Here is a 14,452-nt window from a genome sequence, read left to right as displayed (position 1 = left end):
CCGCGCCGCGCTGACGGCCGCCCGCACCGCCGCCCTCCTCGCCCAGGCCGACCTCGACGCCGCCAGGGCGCGCGCCCTCGCCGCGCAGGCGCGGGCCGCAGGGGCCGGCGCGCTGCTGGCCGGCGCCGAGGAGGTGGCGGGCAGGCGGCAGCGGCTGGAGGCCGCGCTGGGCTCGCCCCCGCTCGACACGCTGGCCGCCGACGCCCTCGCCGCCCTCGGCGGGAGCCCGGTGGGCGACGCCCGCCAGCGCCTGGTCGCCGACCTCGGCGCGGAGCCGCTCGACGCCGCGCTGGCCGCGGCCGAGGGCGCCGTCGCCGCCACCGACGCCGAGGCCGTCCTCCAGGCGGCCGCGAGGCGGGTGGCCCGCCGGGCCGGCGGTCCCGCCGAGGCCAGGGCGGTCCACGAGGCGGCCATGGCCGACCTCGCCGCCCACGTCACGACGGGCCCGGCCCGGCTGGTCGCCGCCCTGGCCGACCTCGCCGCCGTCGCCGCCGCGCCGCCGCTGTCGGCGGAGGCGACGGCCGCCATCGCGGCCGCCGTCGACCCGGCGGCGGCCCAGGCGGTGGCGGCCGCCGAGCGGGCCGCCGCCAACCGCACCCGGCTCCAGGCCGGGGCGGCCGCCGCCGCGGCCGTGGCCTCCGCCTGGTCGTCGGACCTCGCCCCCGGGCTCGGCGCGGCGGCGGAGACGGCCACGGTGGCCGACGTCGGCCAGGAGCGGGACCTGGCCGCCCAGGCGCTGGCCGACGCGGACGCCAACGCCCCGCCGGCGCCGACGGCGGCCGAGCACGACGCCATGCGGGCGTGGGCGGCGGCCGTGCCCGACGAGCGGTGGGACGCCGTCGCCCGCTACGCGTCGGCGGTGGCGACGGTCGGCTCGCTCGCCAACCTCGACCCGGCCGACCTCGTCGCCGCCGTCACCGAGGCCGACGCGGCCGAGGCCGAGGTGGTGGCGGCCGCCGCCGACGACGCCGACGCGAGGGCGGGCCTCGACCCGCCCGGCGCGGCCGCCGCCCGGCTCGAGGCCCGGCGGGCCACGGCCGGCGCCCGCCTGCTCGCCGCCGCCCAGCAGGTCGGGGCATGAGCGCGACCGCCACCCAGCCGGCGGCGGCGGCCACGGCCGTGCCGACCGCCCTCCGCAGCGAGCCCTTCGTCGCCCTCAACCACCACTTCGGGATGCTCCTCGGCGTCGAGGACTTCCAGACCGAGCAGGCCTACCACCGCGGCCAGCAGCGCCTCGCCACCTCGTGGCTGCACGGGGCCGGGGTGGTGTGGGGCCTCGACGTCACGGCCGACCTGGCCTCGGGCGAGGTCCGCATCGCCCCCGGCCTGGCCTTCGACGGCGCCGGCGCCGCCCTCCACGTCGACCGGGAGCTGTGCCTCGGGCTCGGCCCGTGGTTCGACGCCCACGCCGGGGACCCGGGGTTCGAGCCGGCCGAGGACGGCGGCGAGACGACGTTCACCGCCGACGTGGTCCTCCGGTTCGCCGCCTGCCTGTCGCGGGCGGTGCCGGCCCTCACCACGCCCTGCGACGGCGCCACGCCCGGCGTCGCCTACTCGCGCGTGCAGGAGACGGTCGAGGCCCTGCTCGTCCCCCGCCCGGCGGGGGGCACGGAGGGCCCCGGCCGGAGCGCCGCCGACCCGGCGCCCGGGCCCTACCACCACCTCCGCGTGCTGGCCGGCCTCGACGACCCCGCCGGGGACGACGACCCGCCCGGCGCCGGCGGCGGAGCGGCGTTCCACCGGGCCGCGGTCCTCGACGAGGTGGCGCTGCGGCCGGCCACCGGCGACGGCGGCGCCATGGCCCGCACGCCGGCCGTCGACGGGGACGGCGTCCTCCTCGCCACCCTCGACGGGGTTCGCCTGCGGCCGGCGGCGGGCGGCGGCTGGGAGGTCGTGGCCGTCCCCGTCGACCGCTTCGTCCGCCCGGTGCTCGTGGCCACGACCGCGCTCCAGGCCCTCGTGGCCGCCGCCCTGGCGCCCGCCCCGGCCGGCGGGCCCACCGTCGACCCCTCGTCCGTCGACCTCGCCGGCGACACGCTGACCTTCGCCTTCGACCGCCCGGTCCTCGCCGGGTCGCTCGGCCCCGGCTCGATCGTGGTGACGAGCGTCGGCGCCGGCGGCTGGGAGGTGCTCGACGTGGTCTCGGCCACCCCCGACGGCGGCGGCTCGACCGTCACCGTCCAGCTGGGCCGGGACCCGGGCGCCACCGTCGTCCGGGTCGTCGTGCGGGGGACCGGCGCCACCCCTGTGCTCGGCGAGGACCTGTCCGTCGCCGGCGTCGACTTCACCCGCGTGCTCGACCGGAGGCAGTAGCCATGGTCCCGACCATCTCCCCGACCGGCCCGGTCGTGCTCACCGGCGAGCAGCCGGGGATCACGATCGTCCCCGCCTCGACGCCGCTCGCCCGGCTGAACTACTTCGACGGCCGGTTCCTCCGGGCGGCCGACCTCCAGGGCGACCAGGGCTACCTGCGGGCCCTCGCCCACCTCGCCGCCGCCGCCGGCGGGAGCGGGGTCGTGGCCGGGCTCGACGTGTCCCTCGCGGCCGGCTCGCTGCGGATCGGCGCCGGGCTGGCCTACGACGGCTCCGGGCGACCGGTGCTCCTGCCGGCCGACGTCGACGTCGCCGTGGCCGACCTGCTCGCCGCCTCGGTCGGGAGCCCGCCGGCGCCGGCGTCGACCGACCCGCTCGGCGCCACGTTCGACGACTGCGCCACGCCGACCGTCGACCCGACGACCGGCCTGGTGGCGTCGGCCGACTGGTTCGTGGTCGTGCTGTGCCACGCGGAGGCCCTGTGCGGCGAGGCCGACGTGTACGGCCGCCTGTGCGAGGACGCCTGCGCCACGACGACCGACCGCCCGACCAGGGTCGAGGGCGTCGCCGTCGTCGCCCGGCCGCTCGTGCTCGACGTCGCGCTGCCGGCCTCGACCGCCTACCCGTTCACCGGCGCCCACCTCCGCTCCCGGCTCGCCTCCGCCGCCTTCGAGACCGAGCGCCGCCGCATCGCGCCGCTAGCGTCCGGCAGCGGCCTCCGCTCGGCCGCCTGGTGCCGGGGGGCCGAGCTGGTCGGCGTCGACTGCGTGCCCGTCGCCCTCCTCGTGCGCAGCGGCGCGGCGGTCGCCTTCGTCGACGCCTGGACGGTGCGCCGCGAGCGCGTCGAGCCCCCGCCCCAGCGGTGCTGGGACGGGCGCCTGCGACGCCGGCCGTGGGACGTGTTCCTCGCCCAGCTCGCCCAGTTCCAGTGCCAGCTGGCCGACCTGCTCACCGGCGGGCCCGGCGACGCCCCGGCCGGCGACCGGTGCACCGACCTCGCGGCCGCGCTCGCCGAGGCCGAGAAGGCGATGGCCGAGGTCGCCGGCGTGCTCGAGAAGGAGGGCGGCGAGTCGGCGCGGGCGCTGCTCGGCCACGGCACCTTCCTGGCCCTCGGCGAGACGCGGGCGAGGGTGCGGGAGGCGCTCCAGGGCTCCACCGGCAGCGGCCAGCGGGTGCTCCTCGACGGCGGCATCGTCGAGCTGCCCCCGGCCGGCTACCTCCCCGTCGACCCGGCCTCGGCCGTGGCGCTCGAGGACCAGGTGCGGCGGCTCGTGGGCGAGGGGCTCGACCTCCGGTTCTGCGCGGTGCCGGCCGACGCCGTCGCCCACGCCCTCGACGAGGCCCGCCACCTCGACCGCATCTCGCTCACCGCCGGCCTGGACGACCCGGAGCGGCGGCCGCCGGTCGACGTCCTCGTGCCCGACGGCACGGTCGTCGGCGGCGCCGCCCCGCCGTCGCCGGTGCGGTCCTGGTCCGCCGGCTTCGAGCTGTACCCGGCCCGGCCCGAGCGGGGCTTCGCCGGCGGCCGGCTCGACGACCTGAAGGCCGGGGAGGTGGCCAGCACCGCCTCGCTGCGGGGCCTCGCCACCGCCGACCCGGCCATGCGGTCGGGGTTCGCCGTCCACGCCGCGGCCGCGAGCGAGGTGCCGGCCGGCGTCGAGGCCGGCGCCGGGCTCGCCATCAGGACGATCGGCGCCCGCATGGCGTCGGCCGGCGTCCGCAGCCGGCCGATCGACGTGGCCGACGTGCCCAGGGTGCGGGCCGCGGCGGGGGCGCTCGGGGCCGACGCCGGGGTGGTCCTGCGCCTCAGGGCCGAGGGCGCGAGGGCGGCCCGCCGGGCGCGCGAGCGGCTGGTGACGCAGCCGGCGCGGGGCCGCGACACGGAGGCGGCGGTCGCGCCGGCCGGCACGCGGGTGGCCGCCGGCTGGCTGCGGGTGAGGTTCGACGCCGACCCGACGGCCGCGGCGACCGGCGACGTCGTCGGCGTGGCGATCGAGGCCGCCGCCGTCGTCGCCGTGGACCTGGCCGAGGGCAGCCGGCTCTCGGTGACCGGCGACCTGTTCGTCGAGTCCGTGAGCGGGGACGGCCGGTGGGTGACGGGGACCCTGCGGGGCTCGTCGACCACCCGCGACGTGGGCGGGGCCGACCAGACCCGGTCGGTGCAGCTGCCGACCACCATCGAGCCGGTCCCCGCCCAGCCCGGGACGCGGGTGCTCCGCATCACCGTCCAGCTCCCGACCGAGCGGGGGACCGCCCTCGTGGTCGAGCTCGCCATGGCCGGCGACCTGGCCACGATCACCGGCAACGTGTCGCTCGCCTTCGTCAAGGGGACGCGCACTGACCGGCGCGCCGTCGACGTCGGCGCCGGCACGACGTCCGCGTTCCCGATCGTCGAGGCGTCGCTCGCCGCCGACCCGGCCGTGCTCGACCCGGCCGCGGCCGAGAACGCGCTCGCCAGGAGCGCCGTCGCCATCCTCGGCGAGGCGTTCGACGACCCCTCGTTCGCCCCGACCGCGCTGGCCCGCCTGTTCCCCGGGCAGGTGACGGCGCCGCCCGCCGTGGAGCGGGTCCGCCCGGTGACCGACTGGGTGCTGTTCCACCGGCGCAGGGACCGCCGGTGCGCCGGCGCCCTGCCGCCCCAGCCGGCCAGGCCGGACCGCCGCTTCGACGTCTACGCCGCCGACGTGGCCGGTCCCGACGAGGCCGACCTGCTGCGCGCCGCGCTCTACCGGGACGACGAGGCGACCCTGAAGCGGCTCGGCCTGCGGCGGGTCGACGCGGTCACCTTCGCCGGCGGCACGGCCACCCTGACCTCCAGCGAGGCCGCCCTGGCCACCTCCTGGGCGGCGGCCCAGCCGGGACCGGTCGTGACCTACGGCGCCATCGGCACGAGGGACGGCGGCGACGGCCCGGCGGTGGAGGGCGACCGCCTCGCCCGCCTCGTCGACCGGCTCGGGTCGGTGGCGCCGACCGGCGCCGTGCCGACCGACCTGCTCGGCGCCGTGCCCGCCGCCCTCGACCGTCCCGGCATCGACGGGGCCGTCGTGGTCGGGACGGGCCGGCCGGTCGTGACGACCTGCATCGACGTCCGCGAGCCGAGCGACCTCGTCGGGAGGCCGCGCCTGCTGCGGCAGGGCACGTCCGCCGAGGTCCTGGTGCCGTCGACGCGCCTCGGGAAGGTGCGGTTCGAGGGCATCCACGCCAACCCCGACGACCTCGCCGCGGTGAGAGCCGCCTGGGAGGAGGGGCACGGCCTGGTCGACGCGCTGATCTCGGCGCTCCACCGGTCCGGCGACCCGGACGCGGGGACGCCGGAGGAGCGGGCGGCGCGGGTGGCGGCCGTCGCCGGCGTCTTCCCCGGCATCAAGCCGCCCGGCGACCTCGCCGTCGAGGCCGACCTGGGCAGCGACTGCCCGGTCGTGATGCTCGTGTTCCAGCAGCCCGACAACCCGTTGCCCAGGGACCGCTCGACCGGGACGAGGATCGTCGGCGGGTCGATCCGGCACTGGTCGATGTCCGAGCCGAGGGACGCCGAGCGGGTGCAGGTGGGGGGGATGCCGCTCCGCGACCTGGACGAGGCCCGCCTCGACGAGCTCGAGCGGGACGGCGTGGTCCAGGCCCTCGGCGTGGTCACGTGGGCGGCCGGCTCGCCGGACCTCGGCGTGTCCACCGTGCGCACCATCGCCGACGCCGGCCTCGACCCCGGGACGCTCAGCCGCGTCGTGGTCGTCGTGCCCGAGGGCTACGAGGACCTCGGGTTGGCCGAGGAGCGGGCGAAGGGCGTCGTCGCCCGCGCCGGGGGGCAGCTGTCGGGGCAGGACGTCGTCGTCGTGGAGGTCCCCGGCGAGGTGCCGGGCGGCGCCATGGACACGGTGACGTTCCTCCTCTTCGACCGGGGCTGAGCCGGTGGGCGACGGCGCGTCCCGGGCCAGGGCCTCCCCGGCCCGCACGGCGGGCGCCGGCGCGGCGCGGGCGGCCCGCCGGGGACGGCCGGCGGCGGTCGCCCGGCGGAGGAGCGCCGACGCGCCGCTCCTCCGCACCGCGGTGGCGAGGGCGGCGTGCGGGTGCGCCACGGGCGCCTGCCGGTGCGGCGGCGGGTCGCCGGTGGCCAGGCAGGCGGCCGACGGTGCGAGGGCGGGCGGCGGGATCGAGTCGTCGACCTCGCCGCTGCCCGACGCGCCGGTGCCGTCGGCGGTGGCCGAGCCGGCGGCGCGGCCGGCGGCACCGGTGGACCGCGCCCTGGCCGAGCCGGGCGAGCCGCTGGACCCCGCCCTCGGTGACCGGTTCGGCGAGGCGCTCGGGGTCGACCTCTCGGGCGTGGAGGTCCACCGGGGCGGCGCCGCCGACGAGGCCGCCACCGCCCTGGACGCCCTCGCCTTCACCGTCGGCTCCCACGTCGTGCTGGCGGGGACGGCGCCCGACCCGGCGACCCCGGAGGGCGAGCGCCTGCTCGCCCACGAGGTCGCCCACGTCGTGCAGCAGGGCGGCGCGCCGGGCGAGGGCGCGGCCGAGGTGTCGCCGGCCCCGCCCGCGCCGGCCACCACGCCGGCCGGGCACGTGGTCGTCACCCGGCCGACCGACGCCGTCGAGGCGGAGGCCGACCGCGTGGCCGACCGCATCACCGGCGGGGCGACGGCGGCCGTCACGCCCGCGTCCGCCGGTGCCGTGGCCCGCCAGTCCCCGCCCGCCACCGCCCCGGCGACCGAGCCCCGGCCGGCGATCGGCAACCTCCCGCGGATCACGGCGAACCTGATCCACCTCGTGTTCACGTACCCGGACACGACCACCCGCTTCGCGGCCGGGCCCAAGCCCCGCCAGGGCATGTACCTCGTGGCCGTCGCGCTCACGTCGGGGCAGGGCGACGAGGCGACCCTCGCCAAGATCGTCGCCCACATGGCGGGGCCCCTCGGCGCCCAGGCCATGGGGAGCCTCGCGGGCACGTCGGCCGGCGACGAGATCGTCGGGGACGTGAAGGTCGACGGCGCCGTGGCGCTGCCCCTCCTCTCGTGGCTGAAGGCCGAGGGGATCACGCCGCCCGTCACCGACGACCAGCAGGAGGTCCTCCGGCTCGGCACCTACGCCCGCCAGCTCCTCACCCGCTTCCACGACGAGCCCGACTTCCGGGAGGCGGTCCTCCCCGGCCACCGGTTCCCCGCCTGGTACACGATCGACGTCGGGATCACCGACCTGCACCGCTACGGCCGCCTGCTCCGCGCCGCGGTCGCCGCCTACGAGGCCCACCTCGCCCAGCCGGCCGACACGGCCAGGCGGGACGACTTCCACGTGGCCGCCGCCGCCCTGTTCTCCGCCGTGTTCGAGCCCATCACCGTGATGGAGGCCGTCCGCAAGGACGTCGCGCTGGTCACCGAGCCGGCCTACGTGCTCATCTGGCCGCCGCCCGGGTTCGAGCGGTGGGCGGCCGCGACCACCGCCCGCGACCCCGACGCGGGGCCCATGCCGACCTGGACGACCGCCGCGCCCGCCACCGCCGACGTGGACGCCCGCTACGGGCCGTCGTTCCTCGCCTTCCTGTCGACCCAGCGGGAGCGGTGGAGCGGGGCGACCAAGCCGGGCGGCACCGACGAGCGCAAGAAGCTGCTGACGACGTTCTTCGCCTGGGTGCCCCAGGCGAGGACGACCCGGCCGGGCGACATCCAGCTGACCGACGACCCGGCCACGTCGAACCTGCCGCCCCACCCCGCGTCGCTCAGCGTCCACCCGCCGCTCGGGGCGTTCTTCGACGCGTCCCTCGACGGCACCTACCGCTACGCCATGCAGCTCGCCTTCCCCGACGTGTTCGAGGCCTTCACCCGCTACGACTTCACGTGGGGGATCAAGAAGCTCCCCGACGAGCAGGTGGCGACCCTGGCGAAGAGCGCCTACAAGACGCCGTCGACCGGCGCCGTCACCCGGCAGGAGCTGAAGCGCTGGGCCGCTCGCTCGGCCACGGACCTCGAGCGGGCCGTCGGGGGGCTGATGGCGAACGTCGGCCAGGCCGGCGCCGAGCTCGAGCTGGTCGCCGTCAACAGCCTGTTCCGCCTGCTCGGGGCGATCACCTGGGACGTGCTGCGGGACCTCACCCGGCCCCGCAGCGAGCGCGACATCGTGTTCACCGAGGGGGCCGGCCTCTACGTCGTCGCCTGCACGGCGTCCCAGCAGATCCAGGGCAAGGGCTTCGTCCGGGCGCCGGCGACGGCGTACATGCCGGCCGTCGTCAAGACCACCGAGGCGCTCGCCGAGAGCACCCTCGACCTCGTCGTGTCGATGCGGGAGGCCGACCGCCGGCGCCTCGACGAGCTGCGCAAGGAGCTCGACAAGAAGCCGCCGCCCCCCGACTACGAGCAGAAGCGCGAGGAGGCCGAGCGCCTCTACAAGGTGCTCGAGTCCTACGGCGGCGCCCTGGAGCAGCAGCTCGACGACCTGCGGAAGCGGCGCAAGGCGCTCGAGGGGCAGGCCGGCACGGAGGCCGACCGCAGCCTGCTCGACAAGCAGATCAAGCGGCTCGAGGAGACCCTCGACACGAGGGGCGCCCGGGCGGCCGCGCTGACCGGCGCCACGCCCATGTCGGCCGTGTTCACGAGCGACGAGGGGTCGGTCGTCGCCCTCGCCCTCGAGGTCGCCAAGGTCGGCGACACCCACGACGACGCCGGCAGGAAGACGGGGGAGACGTGGTACGTCTCCGACCTCACGACGCCGACGAGCGACGATGCCAAGCGGACGGCGCCGACCGCGAACGAGGCCATCGAGGCGGCCCTCGTCGCCATCCTCGAGGACATCCACGGCTACGGCTATGGCGTCGTCGCCGTGCAGTTCCCGGGCGGCGCCCGCAAGACGATCAAGATCGCGAAGAGCAAGGGCGCCCTCGTCATGGAGACGATGGAGCACGTCGCCACGGCCCTCGCCGTGGCCGCCGTGGCCGCCGCCCCGTTCACCGGCGGCGCGTCGCTCGTGCTCATGCTCCCCGCCGGGATCATCGGGGCCGTCCCGAGCGCCTACCGCATCGCCAGCCGGGCCGAGTCGGGCAGCCTGCGCTTCGACCTCGCGCTCGCCATGGACGTCGTCAACGTCGTCGGCGCGTTCGCCGGGCTCGGCGAGGTCACCACCCCGCTGCGGATGATCCGGCTGTCCCAGGCGTTCCTCATCATCGGCGCCGGCGCCAACGGCCTCGGCGTGCTGCTGATGGGCGCCCAGATCGCCGAGCAGATCGAGGCGCTGAAGGACTCCGGCTACCCGCCGGGGCTGCGGCTGGCGAAGACGATGGAGATCGTCGGCAACGCCCTGCTCCAGGCCGGGATCATGGTCGGCGCCACCCTCGCCCAGCGGGCGAAGTCGAGGGCGAGGGAGCAGACGATCGCCCACTCGGCCGGGACGAAGGAGGGCACGCTCGCCCACCAGTCGTTCGAGTCGTGGCTGAACAGCCTGAAGGAGGGCGCCGACCAGATCAGGGCCGACCCGGCGGTGTACGAGGCGTTCCGCACGATGGACCCCGAGGTGCGCAGGGCGATCACGCTGTGCGCGTCGCTGTGCATCCCGGTGCCTCCGCCCAAGCCGGCCGTGCTGGCGAAGATCCACGACTTCATGCGACGGCTGAACCTGCCGCCCGACCACCCCGGCCTCCGCGAGTTCCTGTACGACCAGCGCAACCGGAGCGACCCGACGCTCACGAACTCGGCCGACGCGCTGGCCGCGGTCAAGAACATGGCGGAGGCGCAGAAGCTGTTCGACACGGCCATCGCCAGCTGGGCCGTCGCCAAGGGCCTCACCGCCACCAAGGTGAACGGCCGCTGGCGGGCGACGAGGCCGGACGGCACGGTCGTGCGCGAGTGGACGGTCGACACCCACGGCAACCTGACCGGGAACCTGTCGACCGACGGGTTCTACGAGTCCCACCACGGCATCCAGGACGCGTGGGCCCAGGACCGCGGCATCCCCGGGTACGGGCGCGACGACTGCCCTGCCATCCTCTTGCGCGACAAGTACGCCGGGAGCCCGCACCAGCGGATCACCGCCCGCCAGAGCGGCCGCCGGGCCGACCGGGGCAAGCGGTCCTACGTCGAGGAGCGCCAGCTGATGCTCGAGGACATGAAGCGGGCCGAGGTGCCCGACACGGTGGCGTCGGACCTGCTGGCGAGGTCGGACGCCTACTTCGAGGGGCTCTACCGGGCCTGGGAGGCCGACCTGCGGTCGAAGAACGTGCCCCAGGGCACCATCGACGCCACGCTGAACGGCGTGTTCGGGAAGGCACCCCCGTGGTGAGCGTCGTGGACGAGGTGATCGACCGGCTGGCGGCCCTGCCCCGCCCGCCCCTGACCAGGCGGCCGCCGGCCGACCCCGCCGCCGTCGACGCCGTGGACCGCGGGCGCGACCTCCGGCTGCCGGCCGACGTCCGCCGGCTGCTCGCCTGGTCCGACGGGTTCGGGCTGGCCACGTCGCCGACCGCCTTCGACCTGTGGGGGGTCGACGACCTGCGCATCCTGAACGACGACGAGCCCTACCGGAAGGACGTCCCGGGGATGACGCTCGTCGGCGGCGACTACGGCGGCGGCCTGTACTTCCTCGACCCGGCCGGGCGGCTCGGGCGGGGCCATGGCGCGGTGTTCCTCGTCCACGCCGGGTCGCTCTGGTTCCCGGACTCGAGGCACGTGGCCGGGTCGGTGGCCCACGCCGTCCGGCGCGCCCTCGACGGCGAGGACCTGTGGGCCGAGCCCCGGCTGGGCCCGGGCGCGGGCGACGCCTGACCGGCGCTACGCGTCGACGAGGCCGAGCAGCCGGGGCGACGGCTCGAGGCCGACGCAGCGGCGCAGCGACTGGGTGAAGCTGGCCACCGCCCGGGCCGCCTCGGCCCGGTTGCCCTCGGCCAGGTGGGCCTCGACGAGGACCCGGTGGGCGCTCTCCCGCAGCGGCTCGGCGGCGACGGCGGAGAGGGCGACGTCGATGGCGCGCATCGTCTCGCCGTCGGCCGCCAGCCGCCGGGACACCGCTTCCAGGGCGTGGAGCCGGAGCTGGCGGAGCCGCTCCCGCTCGGTCAGGACCCAGTCGTCGTGCCAGCCGGGCAGCAGCTCGCCCCAGCGGAGGAGGCGGTCGACCTCGCCGGGCGCCGCCGTGGCGCCGGGCTCGAGGACGCGGCGGGCGCCGGCCAGGGCCTCGGGGTAGTCGACGGCGAGGCCGCCGGTGAGGCCGACCTCCAGCCCGGTGACGACCACCACCGCCTCCCTGGACGGTCCGAGGCGCCAGACGGTGGCCCGGAGGTTCGCCGCCGCCCGGTCCTCGGCCGTCTCCGGCCACAGCGAGCCGGCGACGTAGCAGCGGGGGAGCGGCCGCCCGGCGAGGGCGAGGAAGGCGAGCAGGCGCTGGACGGCGAGCGGCGTGTCGACGGGCGCCCCGTCCACCTCCAGCCCGAACCCGCCGATCAGCACGAGCGACGACGGGACCACCGGTGCGGTGGCGCCTCCGGCGACGGACCCTCTCACGGCTCCCCCTCCTCGTCCGGGTGCTCGGGCTGGCGTCAGGAGAACTCGCGGCGCGTCGCGGGCGCGTCACCGGCCGACGGCTCGGGCGAGGCCAGCTCCTCGAGCCACCGCCGCACCGTGGCGACCACCTCGTCGACGCCGGCCACCCCGGCGTTGAGGAGGCAGGCCGACCGGTCGGGCTCGGCGGCGAGCACGCGGGCGCGGACGTCGGGCGGGGCGGTCGCCTCGACCCACACCCGCAGCAGGAGCACACCGCCACGGCCCCGCCCGCCGCGCTCGTCGCCCGGAGCGCCGTCGCTCACCCGCGGACCGTGCCACCGCCGGCGTCGCGCCGCTGTCGCCGACCGGTCGCGCCGCCGTCACCGCCCGAGCGCCCGGCGCTCGAGCGCGTCGAGCAGGGGGGACGCGTCGACGCCCATCTCGTGGCGCAGCAGCCGGCGGTACAGGTCGCACTGGCGGATGGCCTCGGTGCGGTTGCCCTCGGCGAGGTGCGTCTCGACCAGGCTGCGGTGCGCGCTCTCGCGCAGCGGCTCGGCCGCCACCGCCGCCAGCCCGGCCTCGATCGACTCCCCGAACCGGCTCTCGGCCCGCAGCCGGGCGGCGAGCGCCTCGAGCGCGTGGACCCGCAGCTGGCGCAGCCGCTCCCGCTCCACGACGACCCAGTCGTCGTACCAGGCGGGCAGCAGGTCGTGGAGGAGGGGACCGACCCGCAGGTCGGCGGCGGCCACCGGGACGGTGTCGACCAGGCGGGCGGCCAGGGCGACGAGCTCGTCGACGTCGCAGCGCAGGGACGGGTCGAGCGAGATGCGGTGCTGGTCCGGGCGGACGAGGGCGCGCACCTCCGCCGGCAGTCGCCACAGCGTGGACCGCACGTTCGCCGCGCTCCGCCGCTCGTCCCGCTCCGGCCAGAGCACGCCGGCGACCGTCGAGCGGGCCACCGAGGCGCGGTTCAGCGCGACGACGGCGAGCAGCCGCTGGCACGGCCTGGACAGCTCGACCGACGCCCCATCCACCTCGAGCTCGAACCCGTTCAACAACGAGAGCCGGGGCATGCCCGTGCCGGACAGTAGCGCCACCCGCCCGAGCGGTCGGCGGGAACCGGCGACCGGCCTACCGTGGCCGCCATGTCGTGGCTGTTCGCCCGGGTCTACGACCGCCTCACTGCGCAGATGGAGGAGGCCTGCCTCGAGCGGTGGCGGGCCGACCTGCTCGCCGGCGTGGAGGGCGACGTGCTCGAGATCGGGGCCGGCACCGGCCGCAACCTCGCGCACTACGGCGCCGGCGTCCGCCGCCTCGTGCTGACCGAGCCCGACCGCCACATGCGCGAGCGGCTGGCCGAGCGGGTGGCGGCCGAGCCGCCGGCGGCCGGGCGGGTCGAGGTCGTCGACGCGCCCGCGGAGCACCTGCCGTTTCCGGACGGCGGGTTCGACGTCGCGGTGACGACGCTCGTGCTGTGCTCGGTCGCCGACCAGCCGGCCGCCCTGGCCGAGCTGCGCCGCGTGCTGCGCCCCGGCGGGCGGCTGGTGTTCCTCGAGCACGTCGCCGCCGACGGGCGGCCGCGCCGGCTGCGCTGGCAGCGGCGGCTCGAGCCGGTGTGGCGGCGGCTGGCCGGCGGCTGCCGGCTGACGAGGCGGACGGGCGACGCCATCGCCGCCGCCGGGTTCGAGGTCGAGGACGTGGCGCGGGAGAGCATCCGCCGGGCCTCGCCGCTCGTGCGGCCGTCGGTGCGGGGGACGGCGAGGGTGCCGGCGCCCTAGGGCTGGTTGCGGCCGGGGACGACCGGCGTGGTCGTCTGCGGCTCGCCGCCGTCGGGCTCGCCCCGCAGGACGCGCACGGCCAGCTGCCCGTTGGCCAGGCTGGCCTCGACGCTGCGGCCGAAGCCGTCCGGCAGCTCCAGCGTGCGCTCGTAGGGCCCGTAGCTCCACTCGCTCAGCAGGTACTGCTTGGGCGCCGGCGACCGCAGCGCGGCCCGGATCGTCAGCTGCCGGCCGTCGACGGCGATCTCGACGTCGTCGGGCATGACCGCCGGCAGGGGGGCGACGACGACGACGGCGTCGGTCGTCTCGTACATGTTCACGGGGACGGGCTGGGGCGTGGTCGCGTCGCCGACGGCGGCCTTGTACTCCTGGTTCGCCTGCTGGGTCTGCCTGGCGCTGTCGGACATGGGCGGCGCGTACCCGCGGCCCGCGGGCACCAACCGTCGGCCGTCAGCCGATCCGCACGTGCGGCCGGCCGCCGGCGACGGTCACCGTGGCGGGCAGGGCGAGGAGGTCGAGCGGGTCGCGGCGCAGGCCCGTCGCCCGCACGGCGACGACCTCGCCCTTGTGCGCGCCGGCCACGATCGTCAGCTCCACGCGCACCGCGTCGCCGTCCTCCTCGGCGTCGACGACCACCGCGTCGTAGGTCCCGTCGTCCAGCACGCGGGCGAGCTTCGCCTCGCGAACCGTTGTGCCGCAACGGAAATGCTTGACCTCGACGGCACCAGCGAGTCTCATGTCCGTACCTTCCCCACGAATCGCCAGGAGGTGGCGGTGGCCACGATGAGCAAGGCGGAGGTGCTGGAGTCGATCACCAGCTCCACCGGAGTGACCCGTTCCCAGGCCGAGAGCGTGCTGTCGCAGTTCTTCGCGACGGTCACCGAGGCGGCCCGGCGGGGTGACAAGGCGGGC

General features: G+C 77.5%; 11 protein-coding genes. 6 read left to right on the top strand and 5 right to left on the bottom strand.

All coding sequences use genetic code 11. The features are described from left to right. The 5 genes from VGB14_08200 to VGB14_08180 all read left to right on the top strand — a co-directional run. On the top strand, nucleotides 1–1,081 hold a 1,081-nt coding region (locus tag VGB14_08200; GenBank protein HEX9992891.1), incomplete at its 5' end, for a hypothetical protein. Beyond that, on the top strand, nucleotides 1,078–2,313 hold the full coding sequence (locus VGB14_08195; protein ID HEX9992890.1) for a hypothetical protein: 1,236 nt from the start codon (nucleotides 1,078–1,080) through the stop codon (nucleotides 2,311–2,313). The genes VGB14_08200 and VGB14_08195, both read left to right, overlap by 4 nt. Before the next feature lie 2 nt (nucleotides 2,314–2,315). After that, nucleotides 2,316–6,215 (top strand): hypothetical protein, encoded by a 3,900-nt coding sequence (locus tag VGB14_08190; protein ID HEX9992889.1) that lies wholly within the window; start codon nucleotides 2,316–2,318, stop codon nucleotides 6,213–6,215. Nucleotides 6,216–6,219: 4 nt separating this feature from the next. After that, nucleotides 6,220–10,569: a DUF4157 domain-containing protein gene (locus tag VGB14_08185; GenBank protein ID HEX9992888.1), complete on the top strand. Its 4,350-nt coding sequence runs from the start codon at nucleotides 6,220–6,222 to the stop codon at nucleotides 10,567–10,569. Continuing rightward, on the top strand, nucleotides 10,566–11,051 hold the full coding sequence (locus VGB14_08180; protein ID HEX9992887.1) for an SMI1/KNR4 family protein: 486 nt from the start codon (nucleotides 10,566–10,568) through the stop codon (nucleotides 11,049–11,051). The genes VGB14_08185 and VGB14_08180 overlap by 4 nt, the downstream gene beginning before the upstream one ends. 6 nt (nucleotides 11,052–11,057) lie before the next feature. Here VGB14_08180 and VGB14_08175 read toward each other — a convergent pair whose 3' ends face one another. Genes VGB14_08175 through VGB14_08165 form a run of 3 tightly spaced genes read right to left on the bottom strand, consistent with a single transcriptional unit; the run spans nucleotide 11,058 to nucleotide 12,835 of the window. After that, nucleotides 11,058–11,783: a BTAD domain-containing putative transcriptional regulator gene (locus VGB14_08175; protein ID HEX9992886.1), complete on the bottom strand. Its 726-nt coding sequence runs from the start codon at nucleotides 11,781–11,783 to the stop codon at nucleotides 11,058–11,060. Between the two features lie 35 nt (nucleotides 11,784–11,818). Beyond that, a complete protein-coding gene (locus VGB14_08170; protein ID HEX9992885.1) occupies nucleotides 11,819–12,085 on the bottom strand; it encodes a hypothetical protein in 267 nt (88 codons plus the stop codon). Nucleotides 12,086–12,142: 57 nt separating this feature from the next. Then, nucleotides 12,143–12,835: a BTAD domain-containing putative transcriptional regulator gene (locus VGB14_08165; GenBank protein HEX9992884.1), complete on the bottom strand. Its 693-nt coding sequence runs from the start codon at nucleotides 12,833–12,835 to the stop codon at nucleotides 12,143–12,145. Between the two features lie 72 nt (nucleotides 12,836–12,907). Here VGB14_08165 and VGB14_08160 point away from each other — a divergent pair, with 72 nt between their 5' ends. Next, nucleotides 12,908–13,540: a class I SAM-dependent methyltransferase gene (locus VGB14_08160; GenBank protein HEX9992883.1), complete on the top strand. Its 633-nt coding sequence runs from the start codon at nucleotides 12,908–12,910 to the stop codon at nucleotides 13,538–13,540. Here the strand turns inward: VGB14_08160 and VGB14_08155 are convergent. Together VGB14_08155 and VGB14_08150 are read right to left on the bottom strand one after the other, a co-directional pair. Then, a complete protein-coding gene (locus tag VGB14_08155; GenBank protein ID HEX9992882.1) occupies nucleotides 13,537–13,947 on the bottom strand; it encodes an Hsp20/alpha crystallin family protein in 411 nt (136 codons plus the stop codon). The genes VGB14_08160 and VGB14_08155 overlap by 4 nt on opposite strands. Nucleotides 13,948–13,990: 43 nt before the next feature. Further along, the gene (locus VGB14_08150) at nucleotides 13,991–14,203 is read right to left on the bottom strand and encodes a hypothetical protein (GenBank protein ID HEX9992881.1); all 213 of its coding nucleotides are present in this window, start codon (nucleotides 14,201–14,203) and stop codon (nucleotides 13,991–13,993) included. Between the last annotated feature and the right edge of the window lie 249 nt (nucleotides 14,204–14,452).

It is taken from the genome of Acidimicrobiales bacterium (genome assembly GCA_036399815.1).
Classification (GTDB): domain Bacteria; phylum Actinomycetota; class Acidimicrobiia; order Acidimicrobiales; family DASWMK01; genus DASWMK01.
The sequence above is the reverse complement of the archived record's forward strand: the minus strand, read 5'-3'. Positions and strand labels throughout refer to the sequence as shown.